Raw genomic sequence first — 17,623 nt, forward strand, 5'->3', positions numbered from 1 at the left:
GGAGGAAATGTAAAGGGGCCGCCCACCCGGGGCGGCCCTCCGTGATCGTGCAGGATGGGAGCGGCGCTCAGGTGGTTGCGTCGTCGGATGTGGCTACCTCGTCCTCGTCGTCGCCGTCGCTTGCACGGTCGGCGGCGCTGCTGCCGGCGGCGGCAACACCAGCGCGAGCGCCGGTGCGAGCGCCGGTGCGGGCGCCGTCGCGTACGGCGACGTCGACAATCACCTGCTCCACGCCGTCCACACGCGCCGCGATCCGTCGCGCGATGCGCAGTTCACGCTCGGCGCGCACCCACCCCGTGAGTTCGAGCACTCCCTCGTCGTCCACCGAGATCTCGAGGGCGCGGCGGCGCAGCACGGGATGGCGCCTAAAGGCGGCGAGCACCGCCGTCTCGATCGCCTCGGGGTCGAACGCCTCGACGATCTCGTCCTCGGCGTCGTGGTCCAGGTCATCCTCGTCGGTATCGGCATCGAGCCCCGCCATCGCGCGCTCGATGTCGTCGACCTCGAACTCGTCCAGGTCGGGGTCGGGGCGGCGCCGCCGCGTCCCGCCGAATGCCTGGCCACGGCCGGCGGCGCGCTCGTCGAGTCGCCGGCGCAGCCCGGTGCGGGCGTCTCCCAGCAGCGCGGTCACGATGCGCTCGATCCCAACCGCGTCGAGCACCGAGCCGAGCGCCCCCGCGGGGAGCGCGGCGCGGATGATCCTGAGCAGCGGACCACGCCGCCCCTTGAGCAGGCGACGCAAGCCGCGCCACCCCCCCAGCCGCTGCGCCACCAGGGCCCCCGCCACCACCCCGGCAATGATCCCCGCGGTGACGAGCACGGTGTGCCCGGATTCGGAATCGTCTTCGATGTATCGAGCCATGCGCGAGGTCGGCCTGGTGTCGAAGGAAGTCGCGGTACGTGGCGCCGCAGAGAGCGCCCCGTAGCCCAAACTTGCTGTCGTACGATAACTTGCGCGTCGTGAATATGCGATCTGCGCCCCCCGGACCGTCGCGCGATGCGTCGAGCGCCACACGTCTCCTGCCGTGGCTCGCGCTCGCCTTGGCGATAGCCGCCGGAGTGGTCCTCGCCTTCCGATATGGGGTGCGAATCACGCCGCTCATCGACAGCGTCCGTTAACCGGTTCGGTTCGCGCCGTCGATCCCCGTACCCCGCCTCGCGCTCGCAAGTTCATCGCTGGCCACGTATCTCGGCGCAGCGCGCATTCACCGCCCGTGCATCACTCCACCCGTCTTCACCCTCGTCCCGAACGCCGTCCCATGTCCGCACCACTCACCCTCACGCTCCCCAATGGCGATGAACGCCAGGTCGAAGCCGGCACGCTGCCGCGCGACGTGGTGGCCTCCATCGGGCCGCGCCTGTTGAGCGCGGCCGTCGCGGTCACGGTGAACGGCGAGGTGCAGGACCTCATGACGCCGCTGCGCAGTGGCGGGGCGTTCAAGGTGCTGACGGAAAAGGACGCCGAGTCGCTGGCGGTGCTGCGCCACTCCGGCGCGCACATCCTGGCCACGGCGGTCCGCCGCCTGCGCCCCGACGCCAAGATCGGCTTTGGCCCGGCCATCGACGACGGCTTCTACTACGACTTCGAGGTGGAGAAGCCGTTCACGCCGGAAGATCTCGAGGCGTTCGAGGCGGAGATGCGGCGAGTGGTCGCCTCGAAGTTCCCCTTCCAGCGCGAGGAGGTGGACCGCGCCGAGGCCAACGTGCGCTTTGCCGACGACCCGCTCAAGCTGGAGCGTATCGCCGACCTTCCCGAGGGCGAGGTGATCTCGACCTATACGGACGGGCCGTTCATCGACCTGTGCCGCGGCCCGCATGTGCCCGACACGTCGTACCTCAAGCACTTCAAGCTCCTCACCACGGCCGCCGCCTATTGGCGCGGCGATGAGAAGCGCCAGATGCTGCAGCGTATCTACGCCACCGCATTCTGGAAGAAGGAGGAGCTCGAGCAGCACCTCTTCCGCCTGGAGGAGGCCAAGCGTCGCGATCACCGCGTGGTGGGGAAGGCGCTCGATCTCTTCCTGTTCCACCCGTTTGCACCTGGCGCCGCCTTCTGGACCGAGCGCGGCACGACGATCGTCAACACGATCAACGACTACCTCCGCGAGCTGCAAAAGGACGACTACAAGGAGATCAAGACCCCGCTCCTGTACAACAAGGCGCTGTGGGAACAGTCCGGCCATTGGGGGAAGTACCGCGAGAACATGTTCCTCGTGCTCAACTCCGAGACGGAGGAGCACGACATGTCGCTCAAGCCGATGAACTGTCCCTCGCACTACCTGCTGTACAACAGCAAGAAGCACTCGTACCGCGAGCTGCCGCTGCGTTACAACACGTACGACGTGCTGCACCGCAACGAGATCACGGGGGCGTTGTCCGGGCTCACGCGCGTGCGGCAGTTCCAGCAGGACGACTGTCACATCTTCCTGATGGAGTCGCAGATTGCCGAGGAGGTGCATCGGCTGCTGCACTTCATCCTGGGCTACTACCGCACCTTCGGGCTCACGGCGACGCTCAAGTTTGCCACGCGCCCGCCGATGCGCGTGGGCTCGGACGAGATGTGGGACCGCGCCGAGGCGGCGCTCAAGGCGGCGCTCGACTCGACGGGGATGCCGTACGAGTTCAAGGCCGGCGACGGCGCGTTCTACGGCCCCAAGATCGACTTCGACGTCACCGACTCGTTAGGGCGGGCGTGGCAGCTGGGGACCATCCAGCTCGACTATGCGGCGCCGGAGCGCTTCGACATGTCGTACACGGGCGAGGACAACGCCACGCACCGCCCGGTGGTGATCCACCGCGCCGTGTCCGGCTCGTTCGAGCGCTTCATGGCGATCCTCATCGAGCACTTCGCGGGGGCGTTCCCGGTGTGGCTGGCGCCGGAGCAGGTGCGCATCCTCCCCATCACCGACGACCTCGCCCCGCAGGGAGAGGCGGTGACGGCCAAGCTGCGCGCTGCCGGGATCCGCGCCACGATGGATGCGCATAACGACACGCTCAACTACCGAATCCGCGAGGCCGAGCTGCAAAAGGTCCCGTACATGGCGGTGCTTGGAAAGCGCGAGGCAGAGCAGGGGACGCTCGCCGTGCGCATGCGCGGGCAGGGGAAGAAGCAGGACATCGTCCCGGTGGACGACTTCATTGCCCGCGTGCGGGAACAGATCCGGACGCGCGCGCTGGAGCTGGCCTAGCCGATGTCGGGTGCGCGCGGTTCCCTGCTGCGTGTACTCGGCGTCGGGTTCGGCATTGCGGTGGCGGTGGGGGGCGGGGTTGGCGTCGGCATCCTGCGCACGCCCGGCGCCATAGCCGAGGCGCTTCCGCATCCCGGGCTCATCCTCCTTGCCTGGACGTTAGGCGGGGCGTATGCGCTGCTGCAGGCCAACAACCTGGCCGAGCTGGCGGCGGCGCACCCGCGCTCCGGCGGGCCGTACGTCTTTGCGCGGCGCGCCCTGGGTCCGTACGGTGGCTTCGTGGTGGGGTGGTCTGACTGGCTCTCCCTCGTGGTGGCCACGGCGTACCTCCCGCTGGCGCTGGGCGAGTTCGCGGCGCGACTCGTGCCGTCGCTGGCGGGGCGCGAGTCGCTCATTGCCTTTCTCGCGCTCGCCACGCTGCTCGGCGTGCAGCTGCGGGGGGTGGTGGCGGGGAGCCGCGTGCAGGAAGTGGTGGCGTTGCTCAAGGCGCTCGCCCTCGTGGCCTTCGTGGCGCTGTGCTTCGTTGCCGCACCGGCGGCGGGGGAGGAATCCGCTTCCACCGTGGCATCGGCGAAGCCTGTGACGCTCGTTGCCTTTGCCGGTGCGTTGCAGCTGGTGATAGGCGCGTACGGCGGTTGGTATGCCGCCGCGTTCTTCGGCGAGGAACAGACCGACCCGGGGCGCGCCATCCCGCGTGCCCTCCTCTCGTCGGTGCTGGTGATGATGGCACTCTACCTCTCGGTCAACCTCGCCTACCTGCGGGTCCTCCCCATGGGAGAGTTCATGGCCACCAAGCTCCCCGCCGCCAGCGCCATGCAGCGCGTCTTTGGCGGGGCGAGCGACCAGGTGGTGACCGCACTCTCCGTCCTGCTGATGATCGGGATCGTCAATGCGCTGGTGATGATCGCACCGCGTGCGCTGTATGCCCTGGCGTGCGATGGACTGTTCGTGCACCAGGCACGCGCCGTGACCCGCGGCGGGACGCCGGTTGGGGCGTCGATCGTGACCGTCGCCGTGGCGGTCGCGCTCGCCGCCACCGGGACCTTCGAGCGCCTCTTTGCCCTCACCGCCTTCCTGATGATCGTGGTGGATGCGTCGAACAACGTGGGGCTGCTGGTGCTGCGCGCGCGCGAGCCAGCGATGCCGCGCCCCTACCGCGCCATCGGCGCCCCGGCCACGACCGTCATCGCGCTGGCGGTGGCGCTCGCTCTCCTTGCCGGCTTCACCGCCAGCGACCCGCGCACCGCCGCCATCGGCGCCACCTTCATCGCCTGCAGCTACCCGATCTATCGCCTCGCCGCGCGCGGCGCCGCGGCGCGGGGCGCTGCCTAACGCCTTGCCCGGGAGACTCGCCATGCCGGTCGTCAATCTCGCCGAGAAGTTTTCCCGCTTCGCCGACTACTGGCACCCGCGCATCGTGGGCGAGCTCAACGGACAGCATGTCAAGGTGGCCAAGCTGCTGGGCGAGTTCGACTGGCACTTCCACGCCGACGAGGACGAACTCTTCCTCGTGACCAAGGGGGTGCTCACCATGCAGCTGCGCGACGGCGACGTGAACATTCGCGAGGGCGAGTTCTACATCGTCCCACGCGGGGTGGAGCATCGGCCGGTGGCCAGCCAGGAGGTCCACGTCGTCCTCTTCGAGCCGGCGTCGACATTCCATACCGGCAACGTGGTGACCGAGAAGACGCGCGCCACGCTGGACTGGATCTGAGCCACCGCGGGGACGACGCAGCGGGGCGCGGCGCCGGCGGGACACACCTTTTCGCGCATTCGGCTGTCGGAGTACGTTGATCGCACCCCGACCTCCTGCCGATGCCCTGGAATCGCCGGACGCTCCGGATTTCTCGCGCCGCCACGCGGCGGCTTGCGCCGACCGTCTCGCTCGTCGCCGGCGCTGTCCTCGCTGGCATCACGGCCGGCTGCCTTGCCGCGCCGCTCAAACTCTCCAAGGACGATTCGAACGTCGTCCTCTCGCGACAGCTCATTCCGGCGCCCGACCCTTCGCAGCGCGGGACGTACGCCATCAAGTCGCTGTACTATGGAAGCGGGACCGACAAGCGACGCGCGGTCTTTCGCGACTCGGTGACGCTCAAGACCGCCACCGTCGACGGAAGCAAGCTCGCCGCCGCCCCGAATCCCGAGCAGGGCAAGGCGCGCAAGGACTACTGGGGATTCGACTTCTCCAAGCTTCCCGTCAACGGGCGCGTCTGGTATCCCGACGGCGCGGGGCCGTTTCCGCTCGTGCTCATCGTGCACGGCAACCATAACATGAAGGAGTTCTCGGACCCCGGCTATCGCTATTTGGGGGAACTCCTCGCCTCGCGCGGCTTCATCCTCGCCTCGGTGGACGAGAACTTCCTCAACGGGTGGATGTCGAACGAGAATGACGCTCGCGGCTGGATGCTCCTCAAACACCTGCAGGCGTGGCGTGGCTTCAACGACTCGACGGCGTCACCGCTGCGGGGCAAGGTCGACATGACGCGCATTGCCCTCATGGGACACTCGCGCGGCGGCGAGGCGGTGGCGGTGGCAGGGGCATTCAATCGCCTGACGCACTATCCGGACGACGCGACGGTCACCTTCGACTTCAACTTCGACATCAAGTCGCTGGTCGCCATCGCCCCCATCGACGGACAGTATCGCCCGGCCGAGAAGCCGACGCCGGTCTCGAACTACAACTACCTCCTGATTCACGGTTCGCACGACGGCGACGTGTCGGCCTTCAGCGGGTTGGCGCAGTACGAACGGTTGCACTATCCCGATGGTGGTGCGTGGTTCAAGTCGGCCATCTATGTCTACCGCGCCAACCATGGGCAGTGGAACACGGAGTGGGGGTCGCTGGATGGCGGGGAGCGTAGTGCGCGCTACCTGGACATTCGCGGGCTCATCTCCGAGGGCGACCAGCGACGCTTTGCCGAAGTCACCATCACCGCCTTCCTCGAGGCGACGTTGCGGGACCGGCGCGAGTACCTCCCCATGTTCCGCGACCATCGTGTAGCTGGCGGGTGGCTCCCGAAGACGATGTACATCACGCGCTTCGAGGATGCGTCGTTCCGCGCCGCCGCCACCTACGATGAGGACGTGGACGTGTCGCATGGCACGGTGCGCGGCGTGTCGCTGGCGGGCGACTCGCTCGCCACCTGGAAGGAGGCCTCGATCCCGTTCCGCTGGCGCGGGAGCAACCAGGGGCACAACGCCGTCCTCCTGGGCTGGAACAACCGCATTGCCGGCGACGACACCACCAGGCGCGGGCGACCGGCGTCGTACACGATGAGCATTGGCGATTCGCTGCGGAGCGCCTGGCGCGTGGACGAGGGCAGTACGCTCGTTTTCTCGCTCGCCCCCACCGATGCGCGCCCTGGCCCGCGCCAGCCGGCGAGGGATTCCTCCGCGAAGGACTCGGTCGCCGCGAAGAAGGGCGGCGCCAAGTCGCCTCGGAAGCCGGCGGCGAAGCCGCACCCCAAGCCGGCCACCGACTCGACTCCGCTCGACCTCAGCTTCGAGGCGGTCGACGCCGATGGGCACCTGGCGCGCGTGGCGCTCTCTTCATACGGCGTCCCGCGGCGACCGCTCGCCGTCGGCGTCTATCGCCGCTCCGGTCGCGACAAGCAACGCTTTGCCAACACGTACGAAATCGTCCTGCAGACCTACACCATTCCGCTCGCCGACTTCGTGCGCGCTGCGCCCGGCTTCGACGCGCGCCGCCTGACGAGTGTGCGCTGGCGCTTTGACCGGAGCGAGGCCGGCACGGTCTGGCTCGACAATGTCGGCTTTGCGCGGTTTGGGGGCGAGTGGAGCGCGGCAGCTCCGGGAGGCGACCGATGACCGCTCACCGCACGGCACAGGCGCTCGCCGCGGCGGCGACGCTCACGTTGGCCCTGGCCGCACCGCTGCAGGCGCAACGCGAGCGCCATGCACCGCTCCTGTTGCAGCTCCCGGTCACCGCGCGCACCATGGCGATGGGCGGGCTCACCGCCGCCACGCGCGACGTGGAGTCGGTCTTCGGCAATCCGGCACTTGTCGGCGGGAACAACGCCGTGTCGCTCTCGCTGGGCCGCTACGCCAGCGGCGCCACCACCGGGCACCTCGCCACGGCGATGAACGTCGGGATGCTTGGCGTCGGGGTCGGCGTCGCGCTCCTCGATGCGCCGCAGCACGCGCTGGGACCGGCGCTGGACAGCGACGTCCTCACCGACGAAGGCACCCTTGCCGCGTCGAACCTGGCGGCGACGGTCGCCGCCTCCCTGGCGTGGAAGGGGTTTCGCTGGGGAGCGGCGGCGCGCTACGTCGAGTCGCGCCGCGGCGCACAGCGCGGCAGCAGCCCGTCGTTTGACCTCGGTATCTCGAAGAACCTCCTCTCGGGACAGCTCTCGACCGGGCTGGTGCTGCAATACCTGGGGCGCGACCTCAACGACAGGATCAACACTCGAGCGCTTCCCACGCGCATCGCGTTCGGGCTCGCCGGCGGCGGGAAGAATATCGGGAAGTGGATCGACGTGGGTGCGTCGGCCAACATCGCGGTGCGCGAGGATGGCGAGGTGTACCCAACCGGTGGCGGCGAGCTGTCATGGCTCCCGCTCGAGGGGGTAAGCCTCACCGTGTGGGGCGGGGCACGGCGCCCCGAGCTGCGCGCACAGCGTCCCCTCACCGGCGGTGTGGGGGTAACGCTCGATCGCCTGTCGCTCGACTACGGGTGGGAGGACATGCGCGGCGCGGGCGGAGCACATCGGGTGACGCTCCGTCTGCGCTGAGTTTCGGCGGCCGCCGTGCGCCGCCGGTGGGGGCTGAAGCGCGTGAATCGCCGAGTCACCACACGCCTGTAATCGATTACCGGACGCGCGCCCAACCCGGAGCGCCGAATCAGGAACTTCCGCGGCGCGCGTTGGCGGGAACCTCCGTTGTTCGCGTCGCGCACGGCGGGTTAGCTTTGCTGCGCTCCCCCCCCATTCGGGGAGGGACTCACTCCCGTCGTCTCTCGCCATGTCCGATACATCGCGCACTCCCGTCATCGTCGCGGCCACGCGCACGCCGATCGGGAAGTACCTCGGCGCCCTCGCCTCATTCAGTGCCCCGGAACTCGGCGCCATCGCCATCCGCGAAGCGGTCAAGCGCGCCGGTGTCCCCGGCGATCAGGTGAACGAAGTCGTGATGGGGCACGTGCTGCAGGGGGGCACCGGCCAGGCGCCGGCGCGTCAGGCACTCATCAAGTCGGGCCTCCCGACTTCGGTCTCTGCCCTCACGATCAACAAGGTCTGCGGTTCCGGGCTCAAGGCGGTCATGCTCGCCGCGCAGTCCATCAAGGCGGGCGACCACCAGGTGGTCGTGGCCGGTGGGCAGGAGTCGATGTCCAACGCGCCGCACTATCTCTACAACTATCGCGGCGGCGTGAAGATCGGCGACCAGACGCTGGTGGACGGGATGATCAAGGACGGGCTCTGGTGCGCCTCCTGCGGCGTGCACATGGGGAGCCACGCCGAGTACACGGCGCGCAAGGCGACGATCTCGCGGCAGCGGCAGGACGAGTTCGCGGTGCAGTCGCACCTGCGGGCGTCGGCGGCGCAGGAGGCGGGGAAGTTCGCCGCCGAGATCGTGCCGGTGGAGATCGCGGGAAAGAAGGGCTCGACGATCGTCAGTGCCGACGAGGGGCCGCGCAAGGATTCGACGGTCGACGCGTTAGGCAAGCTGCGCCCTGCATTTCCCGACAAGGACGCCACCGACCTCACGGTGACCGCGGCCAACGCGTCGTCGATCAACGACGGCGGCGCGGCGCTGGTGGTGACGTCGGAGGAGTTTGCGCGCGCGCACGGCCTCCCGATGCTGGCGCGCATCGACGCCTACGCCACCGGCGCCGTCGACCCGCGCGACCTCTTCTTTGCTCCCGTGAATGCCGTCGGCAACCTGATGAAGAAGGAAGGGACGTCGATTGGCGACTATGACCTCATCGAGGCCAACGAGGCGTTCGCGTCGCAGTCGCTCGCCGACGGTGACGCGTTAGGCTGGGACTGGGATCGCGTCAACGTGCACGGCGGTGCGATCGCCCTGGGACACCCCATCGGCGCCAGCGGCGCCCGCGTTCTGGTCACGCTGCTGCACGCGCTCGCCGACCGCGGCAAGGCGCGCGGATTGGCGACGCTGTGCCTGGGTGGAGGCGACGCGGTAGCGCTCTCGGTCACCCGCCTCGGCTAGTCCAGCACGACGCCGCGCGAGCTCATGTCTCCGGCCGATTCGGGAGAGCTTCGCGCGGCGCCGGCGCCGGCGTCCGCGAACGTGGCGGAGCGCCCGCGCCTCTCTGTGGGGTGGCGCTTTGCCGTCTTCGTCCTTGCGTCGTCGGTGGGGGTGCTGGGGTGCCGGGCGGTCATCCCCGCCGCGGCGGCGCTGCTCGAGGTGGCGACCGGCGTGCGCCTGCCGGCGTTCGTGATCACGCTGTCGGTCGGGCTTCTCATCGGGCACTGGTGGACCTTTCGCCAGGTGGAGCCCGACGGGTGGCACAAGGTGCTGCTCGACCGCTCGGCGTTCAGCTGGCGGGCGTTGGGCGGCGGCGCGTTGTTAGGCGCGTCGGCGGTCGGTGTCCCCAGCGTGTTGCTCCTGGCGATCGGCTGGCTCAAGCTCGAGCCGATGCCCGCGGGGAGCGTGCTCGCCTCGGCATTCTTCACGCTGGGGCTCCTGGCGCCGGCGGCGCTATGGGAAGAGCTCGTCGCGCGCGGCTACGCGCTGGCGCTCCTGCGCGAACGCTTCGGGGCGCGCGTTGCCATCGCGGTGACGAGCGTGGCATTCGGGCTCATGCACCTCGAGAACCGCGGCGCAACGTTCCAGTCCATCGCGCTGGTAACGCTCGCCGGAATCTTCCTGGGGAGCATCGTGGTGGCGATGCGCTCGCTCTACGCTGCGTGGTCGGCGCACGTGGCGTGGAATTTCGTGATGGCTGGCGTAATGCACACCTCGGTGAGCGGACTGGGGATGGGGACGCCGAACTACCGCACCGTGGATGCGGGACCCGACTGGGCAACCGGTGGGATGTGGGGCCCCGAAGCCGGAGTGTTTGCCGGCGCGGGGATGCTGGTAGCGATGTTCTTCCTGCTGCGGCGTCGCGATCATCCCGTCCAACGGGATGCGAGTGACGGCCGTACCGATGCATAACGAGAACGGAGTGGAACGACCATGCCTGAATCGATTGCGGTGATAGGCGCGGGGCAGATGGGGAACGGGATCGCCCACGTCTTCGCGCAGAGCGGCTACCCGGTGGTGATGATCGACGTCTCGGCCGATGCACTGGCGCGCGGGCGCTCGACCATCGAGAAGAATCTCGACCGGCAGGTGAAGAAGGGGACGCTCGACGCCGCCGCCAGGGAGACAACGCTCGAACGCCTCACGACCAGCTCCGACATCGCCGCCATTGCCGGCGCGGCGCTGGTCATCGAGGCGGCCACGGAAAACGTCGACCTCAAGTACCGCATCTTCGCCGATATGGACCGGCTGGCGGCGAGCGGTGCCATCCTCGCCACCAACACCAGCTCGATCTCCATCACCGACATCGCGGCCCGCACCAAGCGCCCGGAGCAGGTGATCGGGATGCACTTCATGAATCCGGTCCCGGTGATGCAGCTGGTGGAGGTCATTCGCGGCCTCGCGACGAGTGACGCCACCACGCAGCGCGTCCTCGAACTGTCGAAAGCGGTGGGCAAGACGCCGGTCGAGGTGAACGATTTCCCCGGCTTCGTCGCCAACCGCATCCTCCTCCCGATGATCAACGAGGCCGTCTTCGCGCTGATGGAAGGGGTGGGGACGGTCGAGGCGATCGACACGGTGATGAAGCTCGGGATGAATCACCCCATGGGCCCGTTGGCCCTGGCGGATCTCATCGGCCTCGACACCTGTCTCGCCATTCTCGAAGTGCTGCACAGCGGACTTGGAGACTCGAAGTACCGCCCCTGTCCATTGCTGCGGAAGTACGTCGCGGCGGGGTGGCTCGGCCGCAAGACCGGCCGCGGATTCTACCAATACAGCTAAGGCTGGACGAGAAAGCCGCTCACTCACATCCCCTCTCGTCCTCTCGTCTTCTCGTCCTCTCGTCTTCTCCCCCATGAGTTGGGCTCTCATCCCCCTTTCCGAAGAACAGCGCGCCATCCAGCAGACGGCGCGCGACTTCGCACTCGCCGAGCTCGCGCCCCACAGCGAACGATGGGACCGCGAGGCGATCTTCGAGCGTGACATCGTCGGAAAGCTCGGCGCGTTAGGCTTTCTCGGCATGCTCATTCCCGAGGCCTACGACGGCCTCGAGCTCGACACCTGCACCTATCTCGTTGCGCTGGAGGAGATCGCCGCGGTCGATGCGTCGGTCGCGGTCCTCATGAGCGTGCACAACTCGCTCCCCACGCAGATGCTCCTGCGCTATGGAAACGAGGCGCAGAAGCAGCGCTACCTGCGCCCCATGGCGCGCGGCGAGTGGCTTGGCGCGTTTGCGCTCTCCGAGCCCGATGCCGGTTCCGACGCGGCGTCGCTGCGCACCCAGGCGGTGCGCGACGGCGACCACTACGTCCTCACCGGCGTCAAGGCGTGGGTCAGCGCCGGAAGCCATGCCGACGTCATCCTCGCCATGGCGCGCACCGACTCGCCGAGCGACCGGAAGGGAGCGCGCGGCATCTCGACCTTCATCGTCACCCCCGACCTCCCCGGCTTCGCGGTGGGGAAGAAGGAAGACAAGATGGGGCTCCGCGGCTCGGCGACCACGCAACTCGTCTTTGATGAAATGCGCGTCCCTGCCGAGAATCTCCTCGGCGAGGAAGGGATGGGCTTCGTCTACGCCATGCAGTCGCTCGACAACGGGCGCCTGGGGATCGCGGCGCAGTCCATCGGCATCGCCCGCGCCGCGCTCGAGCACTCGGTGCGCTACGCGGCCGAGCGCAAGCAGTTCGGGAAAGCGATCAAGGAGTTCCAGGCCATCCAGTTCAAGCTGGCCGACATGTCCACGCGCGTCGCGGCGTCGCGCGCCCTGTTGTACGCCGCAGCGGCCGCCAAGGATCGCGGCCAGCCCATCACGCAGTTCGGCTCCATGTCCAAGCTCATGGCGTCCGAGACTGCCATGTGGGTCACCACCCAGGCCATCCAGATCTTCGGCGGCTACGGCTACGTGAAAGACTACCCCGTGGAACGTCTCTTCCGCGACGCCAAGGTCACTGAGATCTACGAAGGCACGTCCGAGATCCAACGCATCGTCATCGCCCGCGAGCTGTACGCGAAGTCGTAGCCGTTTCCCTCATCCCCAGCCTTCTCGTCCTCTCGTCTTCTCGTCCCCAGCCTTTGCTGGGGCAGGCTTCTCGTCCTCTACCCGATTGGTCATGAATCTCTTCGAAACCATAGCAGGCATGGGCCACGAGCAACTCGTCGTTTGTCACGACAAGTCCTCGGGCTACCGCGGCATCATCGCCATCCACGACACCACGCTCGGCCCCGCCCTGGGCGGGACGCGCTTCTGGCAGTACCGGAGCGACGAGGAGGCCATCATTGACGCGTTGCGCCTGGCGCGCGGGATGACCTACAAGAACGCAGTGGCCGGCCTCAACCTCGGCGGCGGCAAGGCCGTCATCATCGGCGACAACCGCACGTCCAAGCGCGAGATGATCTTCCGCGCCCACGGGCGCTTCGTCGAGTCGTTAGGCGGGCGGTACGTCACGGCGGAGGATGTTGGCACCAGCACCGCCGACATGGACTTCGTCCACATGGAGACTGACTACGTCGCCGGCCTCGCCACCAAGTCGGGCGATCCGTCGCCGGTGACCGCCCGTGGTGTCTTCCGCGCCATCCAGGCGTCGGCCAAGCACCGCTGGGGATCGGAGTCGGTGGCCGGGCGCACGATCGCGGTGCAGGGACTCGGCAACGTTGGCCACTACCTGTGCAAGGAGCTGCAAGCCCATGAGGCCAAGCTCGTCGTCACCGACATCGACGCGGCGCGCGTAAAGCGCGTGGTCGAGGAGTGCGGCGCGCGCGCCGTGGAGTCGGATGCGATCTACAGCGTGCAGGCCGACATCTTTGCCCCCTGCGCCCTGGGCGGGATCATCAACGACGACACGATTCCCAAGCTGCGTGCCGAGATCATCGCCGGCGCCGCCAACAACCAACTGCTCCTGGCCGAGAAGCACGGGGCCGAACTCGAGAAGAAGGGGATCCTCTACGCCCCCGACTTCGTCGCCAACGCCGGTGGCGTGATCAACGTCTACAGCGAACTGGCGGGATGGACCTCGCAGCGCGCCCTTCGCAAGGCCGACGAGATCTACGATACCACGCTCGGCGTCTTCGAGATCGCCCGCGAGCAAGGGATCCCGACGTACGAAGCGGCCGATCGCCTGGCCGAACGCCGACTCAACGCGGTGGGTGGCCTGGTGCGCACCTGGCCGCAGTGGCCACGCAAGTCGTAGAAGACGAGAGGACGAGGAGACGAGAAGCCTGCCCCAGCGAAGGCTGGGGACGAGAAGCCTGTCCCAGCGATGGCTGAGAACGAGGGCGGGCGCGGGGGGGGGCGCGCTCGCCCCCTCTGGCATCCCCCCCGCGAGTGCTAGCTTCCAAGGGTCGCACACTCGTCCTCTCGTCTTCTCGTCTTCTCGTCTTCTCCCAAAGAAATGTGTGAAGTGATCCCCATCGCCTCCGACCACGCCGGCTTCGAGATGAAGCAGAAGCTGGTCGAGCGCCTTCGCGCCCTGGGGTACGAGCCGCAGGACCTCGGCACCAACTCGCCCGCGTCCACCGACTACGCCGACTTTGCGCACCCGGTCGCGTCCAAGGTGGAACACGGCGACGTGAAGCGGGGCGTGTTGCTGTGCGGCACTGGGCTCGGGATGTCGTACGCGGCCAATCGCCATGCGCACGTGCGTGCCGCGGTCGCCTGGAGCCCGGAGATCGCCGAGCTGTCGCGGCAGCATAACGATTCCAACATCCTTGTCCTCCCGGCGCGCTTCGTCTCCGAGGAGGATGCCAACGCGATTCTCGAGACCTGGCTCAAGACCCCGTTCGATGGCGGGCGTCACGAGCGCCGGATCGAGAAGATCGAACCTTCGCCGGAGTCGACATGAGCGAGTGGAAGTCGTGGGACCGCTGCCCACCCGGGACCGCCCTGCGGGGCGCCGACCCTGACATTGCCCGCCTCATCGAGCGCGAGATCGAGCGTCAGTCGGAAGGGCTCGAGCTCATCGCGTCGGAGAACTTCGTCTCGCCCGCCGTCCTCGAGGCCATGGGGTCGCCGCTCACCAACAAGTACGCCGAGGGGCTTCCCGGCAAGCGCTACTACGGCGGCTGTGAAGTTGTAGACGAGGTCGAGCAACTGGCCATCGATCGCGTGAAGCGGCTCTTCGGCGCGGAGCACGCCAACGTGCAGCCGCATTCCGGGGCGTCGGCCAACAGCGCGGTTTGTCTCGCGTTGCTCAAACCGGGCGATACCCTGCTGGGGCAGGACCTGTCACAGGGCGGACACCTCACGCACGGCTCGCCGGTCAACTTCTCGGGACTGCTCTATCGCGCGGTGCACTATGGCGTGACCGACGCCGGCTACATCGATTACGACATGCTGCGCGACGTGGCGCGGCGCGAGCGCCCCAAACTGATTATTGCCGGGGCCAGCGCCTATCCTCGCGTCATCGACTTTGCCGCCTTTGCCGAGATCGCGAAGGAGGTAGGGGCATACCTCATGGTGGACATGGCGCACATTGCCGGGTTGGTCGCCACGGGGCATCATCCCTCGCCCATTCCGTTCGCCGACGTCGTGACCTCGACGACGCACAAGACGCTGCGCGGCCCGCGCGGAGGGCTCATCCTCTGCAAGGGCGAACACGCGAAGACGATCGACAAGGCCGTCTTTCCCGGCTCGCAGGGCGGTCCGCTGGAGCACGTCATCGCCGCCAAGGCGGTGGCCTTCCGCGAGGCGCTGCATCCGTCGTTCACCGACTATTGCGGGCAGATCGTGAAGAACGCGCAGGCGCTGGCCCACGCGCTCCTCGCGCGCGGGTACGAGCTGGTGTCGGGGGGCACCGACAACCACCTCATGCTCGTGGACCTGCGCAGCAAGGGGCTCACCGGCAAGGTCGCCGAGCAGGTGCTGGACAAGGCGGGGATCACCGTCAACAAGAACACCGTCCCGCGCGAGACGCAGTCACCGTTCGTGACGAGCGGGATCCGGGTCGGGACGCCGGCGGTCACCACGCGCGGGATGAAGGAAGGCGAGATGGAGGCCATCGCATCGCTCATGGATACCGTGCTCGCCGCTCCCGCGGATGCTGCCACGGTGCACGCCGAGGTGAAGGCGCAGGTCAAGGCGCTCACCGATGACTTCCCGCTCTACCCGACGTCGTCACCCGCTGCGGTGGCGTGACGCGGTGGGCGACGCGGTGGCGTGACGCGCATGCCTAACGCCGGCGCCTGACGGCGTTGTCGGACGGTAGAGCTTATGAGACGAGGGGGACGCCCGCCAGTGCGAGCGTCCCCCTCGGTCGTTTCCCGCGCTTCGCCGTGGCGGGTGCCTACATGAACGCGCTGCGCACCACGAACCAGACGTTGGCCGGGCGCTCGGCCAGGCGACGCATGTACCACGGGAACCAGTTGTTGCCGTAGCTGATGAGGCAACGGACCGCATGTCCTTTCGATGCCAGGTCGCGCTGCTCGGCGGCGCGGATGCCGTACAGCATGTGGATCTCGAACTTTCCCGGGGCAACGCCTAACGCGGCGGCCTTGGCCACGAGCTGCTGGACGATCGCCATGTCATGCGTCCCGAAGACGGGGATCGCCTTCCCCCTGGCGGCCGCCTCGAGGAGCGTGGTCCCCAGCGCGACGTAGGCGGCGTCGGTGTCGGCCTTGGCGGGGAAGGCGACCGACGCGGGCTCCGCGTACGCCCCCTTCACCAGGCGAACGGCCGGGTTGATTGCCAGCAGCCGCTCGAGGTCCTTTGGCGTGCGGAAGAGGTACGACTGGAGGCAGAGGCCGACGTTGTCATGCGTGGCCTTGAGCTTCTCGTAGAGTTCGAGCGTCCGGTCAACGTAGCTCGAGTCCTCCATGTCGATCCAGAGGAGCTGTCCCTGGGCCGCGGCGGCATCGGCGATCGGCGCGATCTGCTGCACGCAGTAGTCGACCGAGGTGTCGAGCCCCAGCTGCGTGGGCTTGACCGACACCTGCGTGGGAAGCTTGCGCCTGACGATCTCGCCTAACGCCGAGATGTAGTGGTCGCGCACCTCGTCCGTATTGCGCTCGCCGGTGAGCGTCTCGCCCAGCCGCGTGATGATGGTCCCGATCTGCGCGGGGACGAGCTGCTGCGCGGCGTCGAGCGCATCGGAGAGCTTCTCGCCGGGCATGAACCGCTTGACGGCGCGGCGGGCAAAGGCGCGCTGCGTCATCTGCGACGCGAGCCACTGGGATTTCGAGGCGCGGAGAAGAACGGAACGCGCGATGGACATGGTGCGATGGTTGGCGGGGCGGATGGAGGAGCTGCGCGCCCGGACGGGATGGAGCGGGCGCGGAGCGCCGGGCCACGCGCAGCCGGCGCGGTCCAAAGATGCCATGTGCGCGCGCGCTTCGCAGCGGGCGTTCGCCGTTCCCGAGGCTCTCTACCTCGGAATGGGCGCCGGCGGGCGATCGTCGAACGACGCCACCATGAGAACCGTGCTCAGCGCCGAGAGGACGATGGCGGCAACGGCCCCGAGGTACCCCTGCAGCGAGAGGTGGAGCGGCGCATCGGCCAGGGCGGCGAGCCCGTGGGAGGCGCCGCGGGAGAGCGCCTGGATGGCACTCCATGCGAGGGCGCCCGAAGCGGCGGGGACGATTGCCTGCGCGAAGCGGTTGCGCGGGACGCGCAGCGCCTGGAGGAAGAGGGCCAGGACCGACAGCCACAACGCGACCTGCAGCATGGGGTACGCGCGGCGAATGCCGGCGAATGCTGCGGAGCTGCCGGGGGCAGGTGCGCAGAGGGCGGGATCGCCGTAGCGCGGCCACCAGCGACAGTCGGTGCGCGTGTCCGTCGCGGATCGGCCCAGGCGGGAGAGGCCGACCGCGGAGAGTTCGTACGTGGTTCCGTCAGGTGCTGCGGCGCGCCCCCACGGTTGCGTGGAGGCGCGCTGCAGGGCAACGGCGGCAAGGAAGACAGCCACGGCGCTCACCAATTGGCGGCCGCGGCGCCCGGTTACCGCCAGCGCCACCTACTTGACGTGCTTGAACGTGAGCTTGCGCAGCGCTCTCGACATCGTGGAGGCGTGCACGCCGAACTTCTCGGCGAGTTCGTGCAGCGCCAAGCCGCGCTTGTGCATCTGACGGGCCTTGCTGACATCCTTCTCCGTCAACTTCGACGCGAAGTTGTCACTGCCCTTTCGATTGGCGGCGCCTGCATAACGAGCAGGTTGCCGCCGTGACGAGAACCGCGTGTCGCGCTTGCGTCCAGGCATACGGCACTCCGAGGCTGGGAG

16 protein-coding genes are annotated in these 17,623 nt (G+C 68.3%); 12 read left to right on the plus strand and 4 right to left on the minus strand.

Annotation, left to right across the window (positions count from 1 at the left end; genetic code table 11):
* Positions 1–67: 67 nt before the first annotated feature.
* Positions 68–862, minus strand: a complete 795-nt coding sequence (locus tag IT359_05495; GenBank protein MCC6928431.1) for a BON domain-containing protein — start codon at positions 860–862, stop codon at positions 68–70.
* Between the two features lie 397 nt (positions 863–1,259).
* Here IT359_05495 and thrS point away from each other — a divergent pair, with 397 nt between their 5' ends.
* The 12 genes from thrS (at position 1,260) to IT359_05555 (ending at position 15,546) form a co-directional block, all read left to right on the plus strand.
* Positions 1,260–3,188, plus strand: a complete 1,929-nt coding sequence (gene thrS / locus IT359_05500) for a threonine--tRNA ligase (protein MCC6928432.1) — start codon at positions 1,260–1,262, stop codon at positions 3,186–3,188.
* A 3-nt stretch (positions 3,189–3,191) separates the two neighbouring features.
* Positions 3,192–4,520, plus strand: coding sequence for an APC family permease (locus tag IT359_05505; GenBank protein ID MCC6928433.1), 1,329 nt, complete (start codon positions 3,192–3,194; stop codon positions 4,518–4,520).
* Positions 4,521–4,542: 22 nt separating this feature from the next.
* Entirely contained in the window at positions 4,543–4,902 is a 360-nt protein-coding gene (locus IT359_05510; GenBank protein ID MCC6928434.1) for a cupin domain-containing protein, read from the plus strand.
* A gap of 101 nt (positions 4,903–5,003) precedes the next feature.
* Positions 5,004–7,016, plus strand: coding sequence for a hypothetical protein (locus tag IT359_05515; protein ID MCC6928435.1), 2,013 nt, complete (start codon positions 5,004–5,006; stop codon positions 7,014–7,016).
* On the plus strand, positions 7,013–7,942 hold the full coding sequence (locus tag IT359_05520) for a hypothetical protein (GenBank protein MCC6928436.1): 930 nt from the start codon (positions 7,013–7,015) through the stop codon (positions 7,940–7,942). Before IT359_05515 ends, IT359_05520 begins: the two co-directional genes overlap by 4 nt.
* Before the next feature lie 229 nt (positions 7,943–8,171).
* Positions 8,172–9,377 (plus strand): acetyl-CoA C-acetyltransferase, encoded by a 1,206-nt coding sequence (locus IT359_05525; protein MCC6928437.1) that lies wholly within the window; start codon positions 8,172–8,174, stop codon positions 9,375–9,377.
* 24 nt (positions 9,378–9,401) lie between these two features.
* On the plus strand, positions 9,402–10,328 hold the full coding sequence (locus IT359_05530; GenBank protein ID MCC6928438.1) for a CPBP family intramembrane metalloprotease: 927 nt from the start codon (positions 9,402–9,404) through the stop codon (positions 10,326–10,328).
* A gap of 21 nt (positions 10,329–10,349) precedes the next feature.
* Positions 10,350–11,198, plus strand: coding sequence for a 3-hydroxybutyryl-CoA dehydrogenase (locus IT359_05535; protein MCC6928439.1), 849 nt, complete (start codon positions 10,350–10,352; stop codon positions 11,196–11,198).
* 73 nt (positions 11,199–11,271) lie between these two features.
* Positions 11,272–12,435, plus strand: a complete 1,164-nt coding sequence (locus IT359_05540; GenBank protein MCC6928440.1) for an acyl-CoA dehydrogenase family protein — start codon at positions 11,272–11,274, stop codon at positions 12,433–12,435.
* A gap of 91 nt (positions 12,436–12,526) precedes the next feature.
* Positions 12,527–13,603 (plus strand): Glu/Leu/Phe/Val dehydrogenase, encoded by a 1,077-nt coding sequence (locus IT359_05545; GenBank protein ID MCC6928441.1) that lies wholly within the window; start codon positions 12,527–12,529, stop codon positions 13,601–13,603.
* A 201-nt stretch (positions 13,604–13,804) separates the two neighbouring features.
* Positions 13,805–14,254: a ribose 5-phosphate isomerase B gene (gene rpiB, locus IT359_05550; GenBank protein MCC6928442.1), complete on the plus strand. Its 450-nt coding sequence runs from the start codon at positions 13,805–13,807 to the stop codon at positions 14,252–14,254.
* A complete protein-coding gene (locus tag IT359_05555) occupies positions 14,251–15,546 on the plus strand; it encodes a serine hydroxymethyltransferase (GenBank protein MCC6928443.1) in 1,296 nt (431 codons plus the stop codon). The genes rpiB and IT359_05555 overlap by 4 nt, the downstream gene beginning before the upstream one ends.
* Positions 15,547–15,694: 148 nt before the next feature.
* Here IT359_05555 and IT359_05560 read toward each other — a convergent pair whose 3' ends face one another.
* The 3 genes from IT359_05560 to IT359_05570 all read right to left on the minus strand — a co-directional run bounded on the left by IT359_05560 (position 15,695) and on the right by IT359_05570 (position 17,602).
* Positions 15,695–16,621 (minus strand): proline dehydrogenase family protein, encoded by a 927-nt coding sequence (locus IT359_05560; GenBank protein MCC6928444.1) that lies wholly within the window; start codon positions 16,619–16,621, stop codon positions 15,695–15,697.
* 150 nt (positions 16,622–16,771) lie between these two features.
* The gene (locus tag IT359_05565) at positions 16,772–17,311 is read right to left on the minus strand and encodes a hypothetical protein (protein MCC6928445.1); all 540 of its coding nucleotides are present in this window, start codon (positions 17,309–17,311) and stop codon (positions 16,772–16,774) included.
* 48 nt (positions 17,312–17,359) lie between these two features.
* The gene (locus IT359_05570) at positions 17,360–17,602 is read right to left on the minus strand and encodes a hypothetical protein (GenBank protein MCC6928446.1); all 243 of its coding nucleotides are present in this window, start codon (positions 17,600–17,602) and stop codon (positions 17,360–17,362) included.
* Positions 17,603–17,623: the final 21 nt, after the last annotated feature.

This window comes from Gemmatimonadaceae bacterium (assembly GCA_020852815.1).
Classification (GTDB): Bacteria; Gemmatimonadota; Gemmatimonadetes; order Gemmatimonadales; family Gemmatimonadaceae; genus SCN-70-22.

Excerpts from the sequence above, each read along its gene's own strand:
- IT359_05540 (MCC6928440.1), top strand. The coding sequence starts at position 11,272 with ATGAGTTGGGCTCTCATCCCCCTTTCCGAAGAACAGCGCGCCATCCAG.
- IT359_05560 (MCC6928444.1), bottom strand. The coding sequence starts at position 16,621 with ATGTCCATCGCGCGTTCCGTTCTTCTCCGCGCCTCGAAATCCCAGTGG.
- IT359_05515 (MCC6928435.1), top strand. The coding sequence starts at position 5,004 with ATGCCCTGGAATCGCCGGACGCTCCGGATTTCTCGCGCCGCCACGCGG.
- IT359_05530 (MCC6928438.1), top strand. The coding sequence starts at position 9,402 with ATGTCTCCGGCCGATTCGGGAGAGCTTCGCGCGGCGCCGGCGCCGGCG.
- IT359_05505 (MCC6928433.1), top strand. The coding sequence starts at position 3,192 with ATGTCGGGTGCGCGCGGTTCCCTGCTGCGTGTACTCGGCGTCGGGTTC.
- IT359_05555 (MCC6928443.1), top strand. The coding sequence starts at position 14,251 with ATGAGCGAGTGGAAGTCGTGGGACCGCTGCCCACCCGGGACCGCCCTG.
- rpiB (MCC6928442.1), top strand. The coding sequence starts at position 13,805 with ATGTGTGAAGTGATCCCCATCGCCTCCGACCACGCCGGCTTCGAGATG.
- IT359_05525 (MCC6928437.1), top strand. The coding sequence starts at position 8,172 with ATGTCCGATACATCGCGCACTCCCGTCATCGTCGCGGCCACGCGCACG.
- thrS (MCC6928432.1), top strand. The coding sequence starts at position 1,260 with ATGTCCGCACCACTCACCCTCACGCTCCCCAATGGCGATGAACGCCAG.
- IT359_05570 (MCC6928446.1), bottom strand. The coding sequence starts at position 17,602 with ATGCCTGGACGCAAGCGCGACACGCGGTTCTCGTCACGGCGGCAACCT.
- IT359_05545 (MCC6928441.1), top strand. The coding sequence starts at position 12,527 with ATGAATCTCTTCGAAACCATAGCAGGCATGGGCCACGAGCAACTCGTC.
- IT359_05510 (MCC6928434.1), top strand. The coding sequence starts at position 4,543 with ATGCCGGTCGTCAATCTCGCCGAGAAGTTTTCCCGCTTCGCCGACTAC.
- IT359_05520 (MCC6928436.1), top strand. The coding sequence starts at position 7,013 with ATGACCGCTCACCGCACGGCACAGGCGCTCGCCGCGGCGGCGACGCTC.
- IT359_05495 (MCC6928431.1), bottom strand. The coding sequence starts at position 862 with ATGGCTCGATACATCGAAGACGATTCCGAATCCGGGCACACCGTGCTC.
- IT359_05535 (MCC6928439.1), top strand. The coding sequence starts at position 10,350 with ATGCCTGAATCGATTGCGGTGATAGGCGCGGGGCAGATGGGGAACGGG.